18 protein-coding genes are annotated in these 19,595 nt (G+C 56.7%); 5 read left to right on the top strand and 13 right to left on the bottom strand.

The features are described from left to right. Nucleotides 1–11: 11 nt before the first annotated feature. Together cmoB and AS89_RS0103070 are read left to right on the top strand one after the other, a co-directional pair. Nucleotides 12–989, top strand: coding sequence for a tRNA 5-methoxyuridine(34)/uridine 5-oxyacetic acid(34) synthase CmoB (gene cmoB, locus AS89_RS0103065; RefSeq protein ID WP_010130858.1), 978 nt, complete (start codon nt 12–14; stop codon nt 987–989). A gap of 113 nt (nt 990–1,102) precedes the next feature. Further along, entirely contained in the window at nt 1,103–2,488 is a 1,386-nt protein-coding gene (locus AS89_RS0103070) for an L-serine ammonia-lyase (protein ID WP_010130859.1), read from the top strand. Nucleotides 2,489–2,561: 73 nt separating this feature from the next. On the opposite strand, the gene AS89_RS0103075 is transcribed toward AS89_RS0103070, so the two are convergent. The 8 genes from AS89_RS0103075 to AS89_RS0103120 form a co-directional block, all read right to left on the bottom strand. Continuing rightward, nucleotides 2,562–3,359, bottom strand: a complete 798-nt coding sequence (locus AS89_RS0103075; protein ID WP_010130860.1) for a class I SAM-dependent methyltransferase — start codon at nt 3,357–3,359, stop codon at nt 2,562–2,564. Between the two features lie 67 nt (nt 3,360–3,426). After that, nucleotides 3,427–3,795: an STAS/SEC14 domain-containing protein gene (locus tag AS89_RS0103080; protein WP_010130861.1), complete on the bottom strand. Its 369-nt coding sequence runs from the start codon at nt 3,793–3,795 to the stop codon at nt 3,427–3,429. A 101-nt stretch (nt 3,796–3,896) separates the two neighbouring features. Beyond that, nucleotides 3,897–4,367 carry a putative phage-related minor tail protein gene (locus AS89_RS18105; protein ID WP_010130862.1) on the bottom strand — a complete coding sequence of 157 codons (471 nt, stop codon included), beginning with the start codon at nt 4,365–4,367 and terminating at the stop codon, nt 3,897–3,899. Nucleotides 4,368–4,708: 341 nt separating this feature from the next. Next, a complete protein-coding gene (locus AS89_RS0103095) occupies nt 4,709–5,227 on the bottom strand; it encodes a hypothetical protein (RefSeq protein WP_010130865.1) in 519 nt (172 codons plus the stop codon). Nucleotides 5,228–5,302: 75 nt separating this feature from the next. After that, nucleotides 5,303–5,953: an OmpA family protein gene (locus AS89_RS0103100; RefSeq protein WP_010130866.1), complete on the bottom strand. Its 651-nt coding sequence runs from the start codon at nt 5,951–5,953 to the stop codon at nt 5,303–5,305. 713 nt (nt 5,954–6,666) lie between these two features. Next, nucleotides 6,667–6,894: a SlyX family protein gene (locus AS89_RS0103105; RefSeq protein ID WP_010130868.1), complete on the bottom strand. Its 228-nt coding sequence runs from the start codon at nt 6,892–6,894 to the stop codon at nt 6,667–6,669. Nucleotides 6,895–6,932: 38 nt separating this feature from the next. After that, the gene (locus tag AS89_RS0103110; protein WP_010130869.1) at nt 6,933–8,078 is read right to left on the bottom strand and encodes an EstA family serine hydrolase; all 1,146 of its coding nucleotides are present in this window, start codon (nt 8,076–8,078) and stop codon (nt 6,933–6,935) included. A gap of 148 nt (nt 8,079–8,226) precedes the next feature. After that, complete coding sequence (locus tag AS89_RS0103120) at nt 8,227–9,066, bottom strand: ion transporter (protein WP_010130870.1); 840 nt, start codon at nt 9,064–9,066, stop codon at nt 8,227–8,229. Nucleotides 9,067–9,243: 177 nt separating this feature from the next. On the opposite strand from AS89_RS0103120, the gene yciH reads away from it, so the two are divergent. Then, a complete protein-coding gene (gene yciH, locus AS89_RS0103125) occupies nt 9,244–9,567 on the top strand; it encodes a stress response translation initiation inhibitor YciH (RefSeq protein ID WP_010130871.1) in 324 nt (107 codons plus the stop codon). A 72-nt stretch (nt 9,568–9,639) separates the two neighbouring features. Here yciH and AS89_RS0103130 read toward each other — a convergent pair whose 3' ends face one another. After that, a complete protein-coding gene (locus tag AS89_RS0103130; RefSeq protein WP_010130872.1) occupies nt 9,640–12,321 on the bottom strand; it encodes a hypothetical protein in 2,682 nt (893 codons plus the stop codon). A gap of 195 nt (nt 12,322–12,516) precedes the next feature. Further along, complete coding sequence (locus tag AS89_RS0103135; RefSeq protein ID WP_010130873.1) at nt 12,517–14,022, bottom strand: alanine/glycine:cation symporter family protein; 1,506 nt, start codon at nt 14,020–14,022, stop codon at nt 12,517–12,519. Nucleotides 14,023–14,269: 247 nt separating this feature from the next. Between AS89_RS0103135 and AS89_RS0103140 the strand changes: the two genes are divergently transcribed. Continuing rightward, the gene (locus tag AS89_RS0103140; protein WP_050901632.1) at nt 14,270–16,276 is read left to right on the top strand and encodes a S9 family peptidase; all 2,007 of its coding nucleotides are present in this window, start codon (nt 14,270–14,272) and stop codon (nt 16,274–16,276) included. Next, nucleotides 16,276–16,791 carry a transcription elongation factor GreB gene (gene greB, locus AS89_RS0103145; protein ID WP_010130876.1) on the top strand — a complete coding sequence of 172 codons (516 nt, stop codon included), beginning with the start codon at nt 16,276–16,278 and terminating at the stop codon, nt 16,789–16,791. Before AS89_RS0103140 ends, greB begins: the two co-directional genes overlap by 1 nt. A gap of 45 nt (nt 16,792–16,836) precedes the next feature. On the opposite strand, the gene AS89_RS0103150 is transcribed toward greB, so the two are convergent. The 3 genes from AS89_RS0103150 to AS89_RS0103160 form a co-directional block, all read right to left on the bottom strand. Continuing rightward, entirely contained in the window at nt 16,837–17,994 is a 1,158-nt protein-coding gene (locus AS89_RS0103150) for an acyl-CoA dehydrogenase family protein (protein WP_010130877.1), read from the bottom strand. A gap of 63 nt (nt 17,995–18,057) precedes the next feature. Beyond that, nucleotides 18,058–19,023, bottom strand: a complete 966-nt coding sequence (locus AS89_RS0103155) for a DMT family transporter (RefSeq protein WP_010130878.1) — start codon at nt 19,021–19,023, stop codon at nt 18,058–18,060. Nucleotides 19,024–19,048: 25 nt separating this feature from the next. Further along, nucleotides 19,049–19,552 (bottom strand): Lrp/AsnC ligand binding domain-containing protein, encoded by a 504-nt coding sequence (locus AS89_RS0103160; RefSeq protein WP_010130879.1) that lies wholly within the window; start codon nt 19,550–19,552, stop codon nt 19,049–19,051. Nucleotides 19,553–19,595 lie beyond the last annotated feature (43 nt).

Below are 19,595 nucleotides of genomic sequence, written 5' to 3' on the forward strand. Positions count from 1 at the left end.
GAATGACTGGCATGATTGACTACACCCAGTTGTATGCGGGTATCCAGCACACCCCGGCCCTGCGCGCATGGCTTACCACCCTACCCCAGCAAGTTGCTGACGGACTTGACCCGTCGCGCTGGGGAGATCTGGCTGACTGGCGCGAGGCACTCGACAACCTGCCAGATATTAAGCCGTCCACATACACCCTCGAGGATGAGGTCCGTATTGGTAATACGTCCGATGCGACCGCGGAGCAGCTCGCAACACTCGAAACGGAGTTGCGCAAGCTGCATCCCTGGCGCAAAGGCCCCTGGACGCTGTTTGATATTTTTATCGATACCGAATGGCGCTCGGATTGGAAGTGGGACCGCGTAGCCCCACACCTGCATGACCTGCAAGGTCGGCTGGTGCTCGATGTGGGCTGCGGCAGCGGTTACCACTGCTGGCGGCAGTTTGGCGCCGGAGCCCGCCGGGTTATTGGCATTGATCCGTCGGCAAAATTCGTCGCCCAGTTTTATGCGCTGAAGAAATACCTGGGGCTGGAGAAACCCGTAGACGTTCTGCCGCTGGGAATCGAGGCTCTGCCACCGGCACTACGCGCCTTCGATACAACCTTGTCGATGGGCGTGCTGTACCACCGGCGCTCACCGCTGGACCACTTGCGGGAATTGCGCGACACACTGCGCCCCGGCGGCCAGTTACTCCTGGAAACTTTGGTGATTGAAGGGGGGCTCGGTGAATGCCTGGTGCCTGAAGGGCGCTACGCCAAGATGCGCAATGTGTGGTTCTTCCCTACCACCGCAACGCTGGAAAGCTGGTTGCGCAAGAGCGGGTTCACCGAAGTAAAGACCGTCGATGTGGACCAGACTTCGACCAAGGAACAGCGCAGTACCGACTGGATGCGGTTCGAATCACTGGCAGATTTTCTCGACCCGAACGATCCCAGCAAGACCATTGAGGGGCACCCTGCACCACTGCGCGCCACGCTCACTGCAACCGCAGTTTAGGGCTACGTCTGCCATCCAAGTCTCCGGTGGGCCAGGCCCCTTGGCCCACTAACTACACTAAACACATATTCGCTGGCGTTTGCGGCGGGTTTGTCCAGATACTTGGGGGCCAAATGAGCATCAGTGTTTTCGAACTATTCAAGGTTGGCATTGGCCCATCCAGCTCGCATACGGTCGGCCCCATGGTGGCGGCACAACGGTTTGTCTGCCACCTGGAATCCCGCGGCGACCTGACAAAGGTCGAACGCGTGGAGATCCACCTGTACGGTTCCCTGGCACTGACCGGTGCGGGTCATGGCACCGATATGGCTGTGCTGATGGGACTCGAAGGCGAGTCCCCCGAGACCATCGATATCGATCGCATCGACGGTCGCCTGGCGGCCATCGATCAGCACCAACAGCTCATTCTCAATGGCCTGCGTGCCATTCACTTTGAGCGCGATCGCGACCTGATTTTCCACAAGGAAGAATTCCTCCCCCAGCACTCCAATGGGCTGACATGTAAAGCCTTCGTCGGCGATCAATGCCTGCTTGAACGCAGCTATTTTTCCATCGGCGGTGGCTTTGTATTGTCGGAAGAAGATTTCTCTCACAAAGAGCAGATAGCTACCCTGCTGCCCTACGATTTCAGCTCGGCGAAAGACCTGGTCGCCCTGTGTGACCAGTATCACTGGAGCATCGCAGAACTCGCCATGGAGAACGAGAAGGCATTCCGTTCAGAACAGGAAATCACCGAGCTGCTTTGGCATATCTGGGAAGTGATGGAGGCATCGATCGAGCGTGGCTGCCACCAAAGCGGTGTACTCCCGGGCGGGCTGGGCGTGCGCCGGCGCGCCGAAGAACACTTTCGCGAGCTATCCAAACAAACCGATGAAGAGCGCCGTCAGGGGCTCGCCATCTTGGACTGGGTCAGCCTGTTTGCCCTGGCCGTCAACGAAGAGAATGCGGCCCGAGGACGTATTGTTACCGCGCCCACCAATGGCGCTGCCGGTGTTATTCCCGCGACGATCGCCTACTACGTGCAATTCGTACACCGCCCGGAAGACCACGGCGACTTGAAAAAGCAGGTGGTGAAATTCCTCCTCACCGCCGGCGCCATCGGCATGCTATTCAAAAAAAATGCCTCGATCTCCGCTGCCGAAGTGGGATGCCAGGGTGAGATTGGCGTGGCCTGTTCCATGGCCTCGGCGGGGCTTGCCGCGGTACAAGGTGGCAGTAACGCGCAAATAGAAAATGCAGCGGAGATCGGCATGGAACACAACCTGGGCCTCACCTGCGACCCAATTGGTGGTCTGGTGCAGGTCCCATGCATTGAGCGCAATACCATGGGGGCGGTTAAGGCGATCAATGCGGCACGACTCGCACTGCGCGGTACCGGTGCGCATATTGTGCCTCTCGACAGTGTGATTGAAACCATGCGCCAGACCGGAATCGACATGCAGCACAAGTACAAGGAAACTTCCCTTGGCGGACTCGCAGTGAACGCGGTGAACTGCTGATAGGCGCCGGGCAAAGAATCAGACAATGTTTCGGGCAGTGTATCGGGCAATGCATCGAGCGCTGCAGAGCTGCCTAGCCGGGAATACCGTGACGGGTATAGATATCAAACCGGCCCGACTTGCCCTCAAAGCGGAGGCTCGGTTTCTGCTCATTTAGATCTGGGGCCAGTCGCGGCCGCTTCACCACCGTGCGGTAGTAGCACGCCGCAAACGCAGGCGCCAGCAAGCTATTGGCGTCTTCATCACTGCCCACGATTTCATGGAACGCGACCATCTCTTTTTTCACCTTGGCGCTCTTGCCGCGGCTGGGAAACATGGGATCGAGATAGACAACCGGTATGCTTTCCTGGTTTTGTGCACTCAGCCACGCCTCCGCGCTTTCCACCCTGGGCTCAAGATGCAGTCGTTCGGCAATAGGCCCCAGCTCTGGGTCTCGCTCTGCAGCCTGGCGCAACCGGCCAACGCCATCCTCAAGCAGCGCATACACCACGGGGTTGCGCTCAAGCATGCGTACCTTACTGCCGAGAGAAGCGAGCACAAAGGCGTCGCGCCCTAGCCCTGCGGTGGCATCGACGATATTGGGATAAAAACTCCCGCGAATCCCTACGGCCTTGGCAATCTGCTGCCCTTTACCACCACCATATTTGCGGCGATGTGCAGCGGCACCTCGCACGAAGTCGACAGCCACCGGCCCGGGCGCTTTGCGACCCGTAGCGCACAATTGCAGCAGGTCGCCTCGACGCAAAACAAAGGGATACTGGTCAATGAATTTCTCCGGGGTAATACCCAGATAAGGGACCGCTAGTGCCTCCGCCAGTGCTGCTGCCGCTGGTTCATGGCTTTCGTCTGCGGCAGTAACTGCCAACTGCATGATAGGAATACAACCAGATTTAATTATTGGGTACCGAGATGGAACTCAGCCGATCGAATGGGGCAATTTACCCGTGATGGGCGAGCCATGCCAGTGCCGATTCTTCGGCTTCGCTGGGAAATGGCCGTACTTCTGCGGAAACGAAGTGGTTGAGGAGCTGAGGCATAAAAGCCAAAAGCGTATTATCCGATAGCACCGCGATGCGATGGAGCTGTCGATGTTGATTGCGCGTAAATACACAGTGGGAAACCAAGGCTGCGAAATTCTGCCAACCTCGAAAATTGCGCGCGTCGATCAGTAAGCCATGCAGGGCTCCATGTTGGCAGATCACCGGATCCACCTGTGCTGCCAAGGCGCGGAATTCGGCGGGTTTCAGCTCCGCCACCGGCCGAATTTCAAGAATATCGTGATCGTGATGCCAGCAGTGTTCGATCATGGTCCGTCATACTTTCGTCACTTCCTTTTTAAGCGTAGGAAAGAAAAAGGCCGCGAACCAGTCGCGGCCTTTTACGATCGTAGACTTAACCGAGCTTCCGCTCACTGCTGTGGCGTGTCCTCGGTTTTGTCCTTGTCTCGCATATCATCGAGCGCTTTTTCTGCCGCATCTTTGGCATCCTCTGCGGCATCTTTGGTGGCACGGCCGGCGTCTTCCAGCGCATCACCCGTATCTCGCGCCGCATCTTTCAATACATCACCGGTGTCCTCTGCGGCATCTTTCACTGCGTCACCGGTATCTCGGGCTGCGTCCTCCACCTTGTCACCCAAATCACGAGCCGCGTCTTTGGTGTCATCCATCATGCGCTCGCCGGTCGACTGCGGGTCGGCGGTAGAAGGCGCCACGTCGTCACTCTCTTGTGGCATGGTTGGATCGGTTGCCGGACGGGTTTCTTCCGTCGATGGCGTTTCCATCTTGTCGTAAGCATCGTCAACCGAATGATCGGACTTCTTCGACATGAAGTAGCCGATAATCAGCAACAAAATAATGAGTGGCAGCAGTAATTTCTTCATAGTCCCGTGGACCCCTCGTCGGTTAGAAAGAGTTCGAAACGATCAGGCAAGACGCACAGCCTGGTAGTATCCGCAGACCTGGCACCTACCTCGCCGTTGCCGGTTGGCGCTGTACTGGACCACCGAGACCCGACTTCATCGAAGAAGCCCACGCCAATACTGATAAGAATAATCCCCATTTGCTGCACTTCAAGGAACATTGTTCCGTTGTTCAAGTATTTATGGTTCTAAAAGCGCACGGGGATATTATGTGGAATGCTATGCCACCATCTGACGGGACATGCGGGGCGCGCTATAAGGCCGACGCCGGACTTACGCGGGGCCTACGTAGAGTAACCAGATCAACCCTGGTAGTACTGGTGGAGCTGGGCGAGGACGCCCGTCGCATCACTTTCAACAATGGCGGCATCGCAGCCGGAAAGCGCCATTTCGCCGAAGGTATTGCGCTTGGCAAATATCAAATATCGCGCTCCCAAGGCCAGCTTTTCCTCACAGTCACCAAGATTAAGCTGGAAGCTTAGCTGCTTGTGTGTTGCGCCCTTCCAGACTTTTCGCGCAATCGCCGAGTACAGGTAGCCGGATACCGCCGCCATCCCGGGCTCGGAAAGGGCTCGATCCAACAAACGGTGCACTGCAACAATTTCAACCTGGGCGACGAGTTCGACCGAGGCAACTTGTTGATGGATCTCAGCCGATAGATCGGTGAAGTTCCCCGGCTTGTCACTGCCGTGAGCAACACCGCACCACAGGCTAAGCGCCGCCAAAAACAGCCAGCTGCGGAAAAGAACCCGCATGCGCATTGGGCCATCGCCCAGGCCGCGCGCCCTAGTGCGACGCAATCCTTTACCAGTAACGGTCATTGCCACTCCCTTGACGATTTATGTACGTTTCAGACGCACACAAAAAAGGGCGCCGGGGCGCCCTTTTCCAAGTAACTATTGCAGTGGTAACAGTTCCAGTTCTACGCGGCGGTTCGCCTGACGACCTGCGTCGGAGTCGTTGCTGGCGATTGGGTAACGCTCGCCGTAACCAACGGCCTGAACACGACCGGCCGCCACACCACGGGTAGTGAAGAAGTTGGCAACGGAGCTGGCACGACGTTCACTCAGGTTCTGGTTGGTGACATCTGAGCCGGTGCTATCAGTGTGGCCACTCACACGAATTGCGGTTTTGTCGAACTCATTGAGTACCAGTACCACAGAATCCAGGGTGTCATAGAAATCGGAACGGATTTCATAACGGTTGGTAGCAAAGGTAATGTTGCCCGGCATGATCAGGCGGATATTGTCGCCCTCACGCTGTACACGAACACCCGTGCCTTCCAGACGCTGGCGCAGAGCCATTTCCTGGCGGTCCATGTAGTAGCCGATGCCACCACCCACCGCAGCGCCGCCCAGCGCACCGGTGATAACGCCTTTCTTGCGATCGTTTTTGCTCGCCGTAGCCGCACCAATGATGGCACCAGCCACTGCACCAGCACCTGCGCCCTTGGCCGCATTACTGGTTTTGCTTTCCTGGGTATAAGGGTCCAGGGTGGTACAGCCAACCAAAGAACCCAGGGCAAGAATCGCTACCCATTTTTTCATTAAGCTTCTCCTAACGCTTTTACTGATGACGGGTGAAATTTGTTGGCAGTGTCGCTGAGTCAAGCTGACTGCACGCTGAACCGCCCTCGTCACTGGCACGAAGACTATGCGGAAAGTCAGCTTAGGTCTACTGCCTAGATCCCAAAATGGCGGGTTAATCCATTGGCGCGGTTCTATTTTTTTGCTGGCTGACATGCGCTGGGAACGGCGCTCTCGGGCACAGCCCACGACAATCCAGATATCGATTCATACATTCATCCGGACTTCCATGCCGGCGCTGATTCGCGCCTTCCACAGCTGGAGGCCCTCCTCGTGTAATTGCCTGTAATCCGTTCTTCCACAGCTTCTGTGGATAACTCTGTGCATGAATATGCTAAATACGGCTCGATGTGGCGGCATTCCTTGCCCCCAGCATATTGCACACTTTTTGCCCCACAATTTTTTACTAGTAAAATCAATACGTTAGCAAGCATGGAGCGAAAAATGCCGGCGAATAAGTGAAACACAGGGCCTCTTATTTATGCACCGACCCTGTGTGGAAAAGATTTGTCAAGGGGAAACAAGAAGGGAAAAATCAAATTTTGCAAAATTTCCAGAAATTGGCGTAGAAAACCGCGCAAAGATGGAAACCGCCGGGAGAGCAGATGCAAGTCTGCATGTCAGTGAGGTGTAGGTCGAGCTGGCGAGTCACCCGACTCTCCAGCTGCAGGGAATCAGTAATGCGGTGGGCGCTCGTCGCCGGGCTTACCGCCTTTGTTCATCTCAAACGCCAGGTCTCGGTACTTCTCGGACACCTCTTTCATATTCCCGACAAGCGCGCGCAGCTGCGCGTCCTGTTTGGCGATGGTGTCATTGAGCTGGCTGAGGGTGTCCTCTTGAAACGCGAGGCGCGTTTCCAGCTCATCAATACGTGCTACCAACTGCTCTACTTCTTTACTCATTACCGCTCACTCACTAGTGTTTGCTCAAGCTGTCTCGCTTATATCAGTCGATACAAGCAGTCTTTCAGCCCAACCGCCCGTTGATCCATAAACAGGCTTTGCCCCATACGCGAGGTCACGTAACCGAACCCCACTTCCACCTCCGGGTCCGCAAAGCCAACGCTGCCCCCGGCACCGGGATGACCAAACCCCCTGCTGCCACCAAACGCCAGATCCTGCGCACTACCCGACTTCAAAAAACCACAACCAAAAGCGACATCGGTTTGCAGTATGGCGTCCTGGCCACGGGTTTGCTCTTGCGTCGCTTGTGCGAGCGTTTCCGCTGCGAGCAATTGGGGGTTATCACTTGCAAGGTCACCATAGACTGCTGCCAGGTCACGGGCACTGAAATGACCATTGGCTGCTGGAATCAACGCACTTCGCCACGCATGACCGTTGGTACCCATCATAAGCGAAACCGGGTTGGTGAACGCCGTAGCCACCGGGCCCTGCCGATCTTCTTTGATGGAGCGGCCGATCGCATTATCACGCAGCTCCGGTAGAGGTTTTTTCAATGGCCCTACATCGGCAACCCGCGAGGAGCGGTGCCCCACTGCGCCGAAACCGCCATCCAGCGCCAGTGGATCACCCACGCCGCTGCGATACAGGTCCCGCACACTGAGACCACTGGCTGCTTCGATCAATCCGCCGAGGGTCCACCCGTACAGGAAAGGAGAATATCCCTGTTGACTGCCGGGCTCCCACCAGGGTGCCGTTACCGTTACCTGCTGTAAGGCCCGCTGCCAATCGTAGATAAGGTCCTCGGCGACTTTCTCGGAAAACGCGATTACCCCGCTGCGATGACTCAGTAGCTGGCGACCGGTGATCGTCGATTTACCCGCTTCCGCAAAGGCCGGCCAATACTCGGTCACAGGCAGGTCCAGGTCCAGGTTGCCCGCAGCGACCTGCTGCAATGCGATAAGGGCAAGAATGCCCTTGGACGATGAGAATACATTGACGAGGGTATCTTCCTCGAAGTCCTGTGTGCCGGCACGATCGGTGGTGCCAGCCCAGAGCGAAGCGACGACCTCGCCCTCCTGCACTGCGCAAAAAGACGCACCCACATCACCGTGATCGCGGAAGTTTGCCGCAAAAGCGTCGTACAGGGCCTCGAAGCCCGGGGCGCAATATCCCTGAATATCCATTGGGTACAGTTACCAGTTGATGGTGGAGGCTGAGATCTGCCGCAGACAGCAGTTCAGCGCGAGAATCGATCGGGACATAGATGGGGCCATCGATGAGACCAAAGGGGCGCAAGGATAACGGATCGCCAGATAGCTGTTAAGCGCAGCCCTAGGGCTCCTCGTCGGCAGGCTCTTCGAAGTCCTCAAGGCGATAGCCGCACTGCTTGCAGTACTCTGCGTCGGCGTCGTGCCCACTTTTGCCACAGTTATGACAACGGGCAAGCTGCTTCTCTCGCCCGAGTTCGTGCGCCAGTTCGGCGGTGACAATCCCGGTGGGAACCGCAATGATGGAATAACCAATCAGCATGGTCATCGATGCAATGGCTTGCCCCAGGGGGGTGTGCGGCGTGATATCACCAAACCCGACCGTGGTGATGGTGACGATAGTCCAGTAGATGCTTTTCGGGATACTGGTAAAGCCATGCCGCGGCCCTTCCACGATAAACATGACGCTGCCAAAGATGATGCAAAGCACCAGGACACTGGTGTAGAACACCAGGATTCGACGACGCGCCTGCCACAGTGAGCGCACCAGGAGATTGGCATCGCGCAGATAGCGCACCAGCTTGAGCACGCGAAAGATCCGCAGCACCCGCAGCAAGCGGATCACCATCAAATAGGTGGCGCCGGTAAAAATCAAAGCGAGATAGCTGGGCAGGATTGCCAGTAAATCGACGACGCCATAGAAACTGGTGACATATTCGCGGCGGTCTCGCGCACAGTAAATACGCAACAAGTATTCCACCGTGAACAGCCCAGTGAAAAACCACTCCAGGGCATAGAACGTCTCCCCAAAACGTACCCACAGTGATTCCACTGACGCGAATAGTACCAGCGCAACGCTGAGCAGAATTGCCCAGATCAGGAACACATCAAAATACTTACCCGCAGGCGAATCGGTGCCGAATATAATTTCATTCAGCCGTTTGCGGGTCCCGGTAAGCGCCATGAATTCGAGCCTTTCGCCTTATTGAACTGGGTGACATTCTAGCCGACCTCAGAGTCGCAGAATACGCCACAGCTTTGTCCGCTTCCACCGTATCCGCTATCCTTCGCCACCGGATTCTTCCGGGATCCCTATTTCCTCCCCTTTTTCACTGAATGAGCTGACTGACCGGGAACTGACATGCGCGACAAAAGCCGACTTGTATACTCCACTGACCGCGGCCGGATCAAAGAAGATAAGCCTGCAGAAAAGCGCCATAGCGGCGATGGCATCGTGCGCATCCAGCGCGAGACCAAGGGACGCAAAGGCAAAGGAGTCACCTGCGTGCGGGGTATAGAAGGCACCGATAGCGAGCTCAAGCTATTGCTGGCAGAGCTTAAGAAACGCTGTGGCTGTGGTGGCGCGCTAAAGGATGGCGTGATAGAGATTCAGGGCGACAAGCGGGAAGAGATCAAAGCAGTTCTCGAAGCAAAAAGCTATCAGGTGAAACTCGCCGGGGGCTAAGCCCCGGCCCGGACAGTGCCTGGCTAGCCCTGAGGCTGCCAATTTAGCGGGCCAACTGGGTTAGCGGTCAAACTAGGCAGAAATTGCCGCGAGACGCAGAGGTTTCACCTTAAGCCGCTTCTCTTCTTCGAGGCATAGTTTCAGCAGGCGAGCCAGCTCCAATTGATAAGCTTCCTGCACAACGCCACAAACCGTCTTGCACCGCAGTTCGAGCGCCTGAAGTCCGCTGGCGAGCTCGTCCTTGCGCCCATTCACCGACAGCGCAATAACCCCTTCACCGCAGGCAGACAGCTTTTGCTGCTGCGGTGCACTCATCACCACACCAGTGCTTGCAACCAGCTGGTTGAGCTTGCGCACCTGTTCACCGACGATCTGCGGGTACTTTTGCAACAAAGCTTGCGGCAGCTCCTGATTCGGCAAGCGTTCAATCAGTTCGCACACCACATCGCCATAGCGACCCAGTACGGTAAGCGGCTCGGCCAGCGCGTCGAAAGCACGCAAGCGTGAAACTGCCGCTTCAGCACTCGTGCGGGTGCCAGCTTCCATCGCGACAATGGTGTGCGTGATACGCTGATAAAACAGACTGTGAATCGAGTGTCGCTGCTGCTGGCACTCGCCGAGACGCACCCGGTTATCACGGATGGATTCGTCCGCAGCAGATGGCGTAGTACCACTCAGGTCGTAACTGCGCGGATCAACCCGTAAATTCGCCCGTACCAGCGCCGCGCCAACCTGAATACGTGCGCCACTCAGCTGCAGTTGTGCGCGACGCTGTTCCAGCTCCTGCAGGTCGAGCAAGCGCGAACGCAGCCAGTCAATCGATGCCTGCAGGTCTAGCTCCGCCAACTCGTTGTTCTTGGGGAGCTCGAGATGCAGGAAATCCCGTGGGATTACCCGGTTGAAATACTCCAGCAAAACCTGTTGTGCTGCCTCGCTCTCCTTGTCCGACTCCAGCAGCAAACGGTTTTCTACCGGGCGGCAGCTTTCGTCACCATCCGCCCGACTAACCCGGCCGCACAGCTCGGCAAAATCGTCAAACAGCTTTTGCAGTGAAAAGTCGACGCGCTGTAATTGAGGCGGGTAATCCTGCGCCTCTACCGCGGCAATCCGCTGGTGCCCCGCGGGTTCGTCGGTTGGCCAGAACTCCGTTTCCTGCCCCATAGCGGCATCGATGCCGGTTTTGTCTTCATTGCTGAGATTGCTATACATCCAACGAACAGCGCCCGGTACGTCGGCCAGCTTCTTGCCGATCAATTGCGCCTCGCGGTTAATCTCGCTACAGATCAGGTCTGAATGGACAAGGTAGTTCCAGCGTTCCGCGAAACCCTGAAAACCATCGCTGCCCAATAAATGCGCCACGGTTCTATCCGCTTGCGCCTCCAGGTGGCGTCCCAAACGCCCACTCAAGCGCGCGTGCATACTCTGCAGGCGCTCCACAACCGGGATCAGTGCATGACCGCACAGAGCAAGCACACGGTGCAGCGGTCGCAGCGGGGTAATGACACTCTCATCGCGGCCGAAAATGGAGCGCTCCTGTTCGAATGCGTCCTGCATGTTCTGTAAGCGCTGGGCGGTACCAACAGATAGCTCGGTAGCCAGACGGCTCCAGCGGTCTCGGTAATAGCTGAGCGCCCGAGTGATCAAGCCAAGCACATCGCCACCCTGCAGGCTGGCAATTGCCGCAAGTCCGAGGGACAACTGGAATTGCCCCTGGCCCGCCTTTATGACTTTGACTTGTGATCCAGACGTCACTACTACCTGCGTGCCAACCACTGCACTCGACAGGTTTTGTGGGCCTTTTTGCTTGCTCGCAATGCCCAGCCCGCAGGTATCTTCAACCACATCCAGTAGCAGAAACAAACCCGGGGCTTCTTTCTTGAGCAAGCGCAGCGCCTGATTGTCCTGCTCTGCTTCTTTGTTGCCTTCAGAGCTTCCGTCCGTGCCGCCAGCACCGCAAAAGTCGCGGGCAGCGTAAAACGGATAGACCACTACCGCCCCCACAAACAGCACAAGCAGTGCTGTGAGTGCGGCGCTCAACATGGTGGCCGCACCAAACTCACCTGCGAGGGCTGCGGCAGGCAGCGACCACAACGCCATGCCCAGCTGATACAGACACAGACACACCAGCAGCGCAAACGTCACCGGCACGACAGCGGCAGCCAGCATGTGCGGGAGTAACGCAATACGCGACGCCACAGATTCCTGCTGAGGTGCCACCTCCTCCTGAAACAAGCCGCGCAGTTGCTTCCATGCAGTGCCGTTCTTGTGGCTATCTGGCGCCTTCTGGTTTACGGCTTCGCTCGCTGCGGCTTGCTTTACCTGCTGCGGCGCTGCCTCACGCACCACAGATTCCGTGACACCTTGCGTTGCTGTGGGGTTGAGGTTGTCTTTGGGGGCCGTTGATGCAGACACAGCTTCTGGCTGGCTTGTATCAACTGCAGACTGGCCCCCCTGGCTTTTCCGTGCCTCACGCTGGCGGGCAAACTTGAGGCGCGCAAGAATGGCTTGATTGTCGAACGTGCCTGCGGGGTGAACTTCGATTTTCAGCCCCAGCTGCTGCAATTGCGTGCGGTACTGAACCACCTGCGCCGACGACAGCTGATCTTTGATTACCCAGCCCTTCAGGAACAGCTTTTTGCCCTGCTCAGCACCAATGGAAAACGCACTGATCAGTTGTTGCAGAACTTCCTGGGGCGCCTTGGCGCGTACGGTCTTGCCCGCAGAGACAATTTGAAACCTATCCTGGTTTGCCATGAATTCCTCGCCGCCACCGGGGCTAGATTTATAGTGATGCAGGCGAGACTAAGGGATTCCTTTCGCGGCAGATGGGGACTGGTTCTCACTGGAATAAGGTATTAACGGTCGAGCGACCAATTGCACACTTGGTCACAGCAATGCCGCTAACCAGATCCCAGAGCCGGGTGCGGCCTGCGTCACAGGCGTACGGCGTTAATTCGGATGTTTTGGCTTGCCGTCAGTGGACGTGTCCGGTGACCATACGGACAATTCAACCCCGGGGATGTGATGCTCCCGCGCATCAAACACGGGCTCCTTGATGCCGCGGCGAAGCTGGGCCTCATAGTCGGCAAATACCTTCAGGGCCACGCCAGACAACAGCAGGATCGCCAGCAAATTCGCCGACGCCATAAAGCCCATGGACATATCTGCCATATTCCACAGCAGTGAAAAATTGTCCGAACTGCCGCTGTAGGCCACCCAGGCACCAAACAAGATGAAGCAGATATATAGCGCCCGGTAACAGAAGATGGATACGCGGGTATGCCACAGGTAGAAAATATTCGTTTCCGCGTAGTAGTAATTGGCAATAATCGAGGTGAATGCAAAGAACAGCAGCGCTATCGCCAGGAAGCCGTTCCCCCAGGGCCCCACCTCACTGGCGAGCGCAGCCTGAGTCAGTGTCACGCCCTCTACGGCACCGGCATAGTCCACACCACTCAGCAGGATAATACTGGCCGTCGCGGTACAGATCATCATGGTGTCGAGAAACACCGAGGCCATCTGCACGTATCCCTGCACCACCGGATGCTTAACGTCTGCAGCAGCACCGACGTTGGGGGATGAGCCCATCCCAGCCTCGTTCGAGAACAAACCACGCTTGATACCATTGGCGATGACCGCGCCAAATGCCCCCGCACCCATCTCCTGCGCACCGAAGGCACTACCAATGATCAGGCGAAATACTTCAGGCAGGCGCTCGATATTAAGTATGACGATGGCGAAAGCGATGGCGATGTAGCACAGCGCCATAACCGGCACGACGATACCTGCGAAGCGGCCGATGGAGTGAATACCGCCGAACACAATAACACCGGCCAGCACGGAGATCGCACACCCCACCAAGAGCGGATTGATACCCCATGCCTCGCGCACCGCATCCGCCATGGCGTTGGCCTGCACCGCGTTGAAAAAGAAGCCGAAACAGATCACCAGGAAGATCGAGAAAGCCACCGACAACCACTTCCAGTTCCGGCCAAGACCTTTGTCGATATAGTAAGCAGGCCCGCCGCGAAAGGTGCCCGGCTCATCGCCGGTTTCCTTGAAGGTTTGCGCCAGGGTGTTCTCGATCAAACTGGTGGCCATACCCACCAGCGCCACAACCCACATCCAGAAAACCGCGCCCGGTCCACCGGCGGTAATCGCCACCGCCACCCCGGCGATATTTCCGGTGCCAACCCGCGCCGCCGCACTGGTGGCAAATGCCTGGAAAGAGGAAATTGAGTCATCACTTTCTTTATGAAAACTGTGTGCCATCACGCGAATCATGTGCCCGAAGCCGCGTATCTGTATAAACCCGGTGCGCACAGTGAAATAGAGACCTGCCGGTAACAGCGCGGCAATCAGGATACCGACCCACCAGATACCCCCTACCCCGCCCCAGGTAATCTGGTTGCCTATGCTGATGACGGAGTGGAAAAAATCTGAAAGTGCCTGCATACCTATTTTTACTCTTGTGAATACATACGTGAAGGCCCTGTACGAATACCCAGCGCGGCAGTAACGTTTGGCGCGACCGCCGACAAAACTAGTGTCTATAGAAAAAACTAGTGTTTATAGATTCAGTAAAGATCAGCTGCCGAAAAGCGCCAATGCCACCCTTGTTACCGACCAGCGCTGACGTACAATATTGCCAAACCTGTCCGCGCAAATGACTGAAAAAAGAACAAGGAATCGCCTCAACATTATGCCGTCTCGCAATGACTCTTCTCCCGCTACGTCCACGCGTGCCAGCGCAACAAGGGCTCCCTATGGCAGCTGGAAATCCCCAATAACCGCAAACCTGCTCACCGGCGGTAATGTCCGCCTCAGTGAAGCTCAGCTCTTCGGGGGCAAAGCATATTGGTTGGAGTCGCGCCCAACAGAAAAAGGGCGCTCCGCGCTGGTGGAATGCGACTATTCAGATCCGGCAAGCCCGCAAACACGCGACTTGCTGCCGGCGCCTTTGAGTATCCGCTCAAAGGCACACGAATATGGTGGCGGCGTTTACACCATCGGTGGTGGTCAGGTCTATTTCGTGCTCGCGGCCGATCAGCGTATTTACCGCATGCCGCTGGACGGCAATACCCCAGAGGCCATTACCCCGGAGGGCCCGTTCCATTACGCAGATTTGCAATTTGACGCGTCCCGTAACCGCCTTGTTTGCGTGCAGGAAGATAATTCAGTCCCTGCTGCAGAAGCAGTGGCGCGATTGATTGCCATCGACCTCAACCAGGTTAACGCGTGTGATTCGACGCCGGCACAAGCCGTACTCGCAGAAGGCGCAGACTTTTATGCATCGCCGAGTCTCAGCCCGGATGGAAAACAGCTCAGCTTCCTGCAATGGCATCACCCCAACATGCCATGGGATGCAACGGAGCTCTTGGTCGCCAAGCTCGACGAAGATGGCGGTATCCAGCAGGTGCAAAAAATTGCCGGAGGCGAAGGCGAATCCGTCTTCCAGCCCCAGTGGTCGCCCGGCGGAGACCTGTTCTACGTTTCTGACAAGACCAACTGGTGGAATATTTACTGGGCTGGAAGTGACAAACCAATCTGGGAAATCGACGCCGAGTTTGCAACACCACAATGGGTGTTCGGCATGTCCACCTACGGATTCCTGGATGCCAACACGATATTCTGCACCTATACCCAACAGGGAATCTGGAAGCTCGCGCGCATCGACTTAAAGCGTGGGCAACACTCACAGCTTGAGCACCCCGGTTGCGATTTTGAAAGCATCCGCTGTGGACAGCATCAGGCCGTATTTATCGGCAGTGGCACCACGGATTTTCCCGCGGTTTATCAATACGCAAGCGCAAGCAATAGCTTTCACACTCTCGCCAGCAGTAGCTCAGTACCCGTGGATACCAGGTATTTCTCCCCTGCACAGCCATTGAGCTACACCATTGGCGAACGCGAGGTGCATGCCTTTTTCTATCCACCGCATAACCCGGATTACCTGGCGCCCACTGAAGAAAAACCCCCGGTCATTGTCTTCGGGCACGGCGGCCCCACCGGCGCCACTTCTGCCGGGCTCAACCTGAAGGTGCAGTACTGGACCAGCCGGGGTTTCGGAGTGCTCGACGTCAATTACTCTGGTAGTACCGGCTATGGCCGGAGCTATCGCGACCGCCTGGAGAACAGCTGGGGCTTGCTCGATGTGGAAGATGTTTGCGCAGGCGCCGAATATCTGGTTGAACAGGGTCTCGCCGATCCCAAACGAATGCTGATAAAGGGCGGCAGTGCCGGTGGTTATACCGTGCTGGCCGCGCTCACTTTCCACAATACCTTCTCTGCCGGTGCCAGCCACTACGGCATTGGTGACCTCACCACCCTCGCCCGGGATACACACAAGTTCGAGTCGCGCTATCTCGACAAGCTGGTTGGTCCCTGGCCGCAGGCGGAAGATGTCTACCAACAGCGTTCGCCGATTAACCACATCGAACAGTTAGAGTGCCCGGTAATCTTCTTCCAGGGATTGGAGGACAAGGTGGTGCCCCCAAACCAGGCGGAGACCATGGTCAACGCGTTGCGCGGACGCGGCATACCCGTGGCATACATCACTTTTGCAGAAGAAGGCCACGGTTTCCGCGCCGCCAGCAGTATCGAAATGGCCTTGGAAGGCGAGCTTGAGTTCTACAGCCGGGTATTTAACTTTGCGCTGGCAAACGCCGGGCCCGGTATCCAGATCGATAACCTCGAGGAACATCACTAATGGGCCGCTGGCGACCACCCCGCCCTCGCGGCTCCCGTTACATCACCCCAGAAGGTGCCGCGCGCATGCGTGCCGAAGTAAAGCAGTTGTGGGAAGTTGAACGCCCGCGGGTTACCCAGGCAGTCAGCGATGCCGCAAAGCTCGGTGACCGCAGTGAGAATGCGGATTACATCTACGGCAAAAAGCGCTTGCGAGAGATCGACAGTCGGGTACGCTTCCTGACCAAACGTCTGGAAGAAATCACCGTTGTCGATCGTATTCCGGACGACAAGGACAAGGTCTTCTTTGGCGCCTGGGTGACGCTGGAGGATGAAGAAGAAAAGGAAGTGAAGTACCGCATTGTCGGGCCCGACGAATTCAACGTGAAAGAGGGACTGATCTCCATGGACAGCCCCGTAGCCCGTGCGTTATTGGGAAAACGACTCGACGACGAGATCGAGATTCAACAACACGAGGTCTGGGTGACCTATTACATCACCGATATTGAATATTCAGAAAACCCTACGATCGATTAGCACCTGGCAAAAAAATGGTGGCCAAGGCCACCATTTTTCTCCAACTTAACGCACGCCGTCGAGCAGGTGCCGTGCGATGATCAATCGCTGAATCTCACTGGTCCCTTCGTAGATCGTGGTAATACGAACGTCGCGCGCCATTCTCTCCAGCGGATATTCTCTCGTATAGCCAACACCACCATGCATTTGCAGCGCCACATAGCAGGCTTCATTCGCCTTCTCGGACGCGTACAACTTCGCCATAGAGGCCGCCGGGCCAAATGGCTGGCCTGCGTCTTTCTGCCAGGCCGCCTGCAGCAGCAACAAGCGTGCGGCTTCCATTTCTGTGTACTTGTCAGCGAGCTGCCACTGCAATCCCTGGAACTGGGCCAGTGGCTTGCCAAACTGCTCGCGCTCCTGCAAGTAGGCGCGCGCGCAATCCAGTGCTTCGAGGCCAATGCCCAGTGCTAGGGAACCAATGCCAATGCGCCCACCCGCCAGTTCCCCGGCAGCGATACGGAATCCACGGTTTTCTTCACCAAGCATATTTGTGGCGGGCACGCGGCAATCCTGAAAGGAAACCTCATTGGTAACCGAGGCTTTTTGCCCCATCTTTTCTTCGGCTTTGCCAATGACCAGCCCCGGCGTACCGGCTTCCACCAGAAAACAGGAAATACCCTTCCCTTTCGGTGCAGCCGCATCGGTAACCGCCCAAACAACAAAAACACCGGCAAACTCGGCACTGCTGATAAACAGCTTGCTGCCATTTAACACATAGTCATCGCCATCTTTGACTGCGCGGGTGCGCATGGCGGCAGCATCCGATCCCGACCCGGGCTCGGTCAGGCAGAAAGAACCTGCGGGGTATTCACCACTGCATATTTTGGGTAGAAAGTATCCTTTTTGCTCTTCCGTACCCTTCGCCTGAATCACTTCCGCCACCATATTGGTTACCGAGGTGGTGGTGGCGGTGGATGCGCAACCCCGTGCAATTTCGGCGATGGCAAGCGCGAACGCGATGGTGCCCGCGCCGGTGCCGCCGAAGTCGGGATCGATATTGATTCCCATAAACCCCAGTTCCGCCAACTGCTTGAGCTTTTGCAGAAGCAATTCGCGGTTACCCGTATGATCCAGCTCCGCCGCCACCGGCTTCAGTTCGCTCTCGGCAAACTGGCGGGCTGCTTCCTGGATCATTTGTTGTTCATCAGACAGTTCAAAATTCATGGTATTTCTCGCTCATCACTCAACGCCCCGTGAAAGATTTTCACTGGACAGCGTTATTGTTATTTATTTGTTTCGTGTTGCCGGTCGCCCTAACCTTAACCGCCGCGCGACGCGCTTAGCCATAGCCTTCACCATACCCTGCTGAATCGCTACACCCAGCAAAATCAGCCCGAGCCCGGCCATCGTTGCCGGATGAATATGCTCACCTACGAGTAGCGCAATCAACAGTAGTGACAGTGGTGGGGACAGGTAAATGTAGTTGCTGATGCGCGCCGTGTTATCACAGTGCATTAACGCCGCCTGCCACAACAGAAAGGCGATGCCCATTTCAAATAGGCCGACATAAACAGCACCAACCCATCCTGCCAGCGGCGGCCACTGCCATCCGCCCTGCCACCAGAGCGCTGCGGCAAGCCAGGGTAATCCGCAGCAAAATGTCAGGAATAGATTCACCGCCGCGTTGCCACCAATACGCGTATTCAGCAACCAGTAGCAGGCCCAAATTATGGTACTGAGCAACGCCAGAGCGACGCCGAGGGGTTGCTCAAAGCGCAAGTCTCCCAGGTTGCCCTGGGTCGCAATCACCAGAACACCGGTGTAACACACGATCCCCGCCACAAGATCCTGGCGCCGCAGGGTTTGCTTCAGAACCGGCACCGAGAGCAACGCCAACACAACGCCCCAGGTGTAATTCAATGGCTGCGCCTGTTGCGCCGGCAGCAGGTCATAGGCGTTGAACAAGACCAGGTAATAGAGGAAGGGATTGCAGAACCCCAGCGCGATAAACCATCCACGGGACCGGCGCCAGGCACTGGCAACCCGTGCGGTGTGGCCTCGCCAAATGATTACCCCCGCCATAAACAGCGTGGAAACGATGGACGCGATGGTCACCAATTGCAGTGGTGACAGGTACTGCAGTGACAGTTTGAAGGCGCTGGCCACGGTGGACCAGCAAAGCACGGCCGCCAGCGCAAACAGGGTTGCGCGGCGGTTATCGGTGTCAGCGCTCTGCGTGGCGGTCAGCGCCATAACAGGACCTCCCGAGGCTCAAGGCTCAGCGCTTGCCGCTTTTCGGCTCCGGCTCCGGGATGGCAACGGAGGTATCAGTCTTCACTTCCTCGATTACCACATAGGTATGGGTCTCCCGCACACCGGGTACCGAGGCCAGTTTTTCCCCGAGGAATTGGCGATATCCGAGCATATCCTTAATACGGATTTTGATCAGGTAGTCAAAGCCACCGGCCACCATATGGCACTCCTGCACTTCTTCCAAGCTAGACAGGTGCTTGTTGAAGGCTTCCAGTGCTTCTGTGGCGGTGTCGGTCAGGGACACCTGGATATAGACCACCAGGCCGGCGTGTACCTTAAGAGGATCCAGCAGGGCGACATATTCCTTAATGAAGCCTTCTCGCTCCAAACGCTTGACCCGCTCAAGACAGGGTGTGGGGCTGAGATTGACGCGGCGCGCCAGCTCCACATTGGGAAGACGGCCTGCATGCTGAAGAATTCGCAGGATCTGACGGTCGATACGGTCCAGATCTTCCAACTTTCGAGACATAGCAAAATACCCTACTGGTAATTAACCGGATAACCCCTACATT

Origin of the sequence: Microbulbifer agarilyticus S89 (assembly GCF_000220505.1) — a bacterium.
GTDB classification, from domain to species: domain Bacteria; phylum Pseudomonadota; class Gammaproteobacteria; order Pseudomonadales; family Cellvibrionaceae; genus Microbulbifer; species Microbulbifer agarilyticus_B.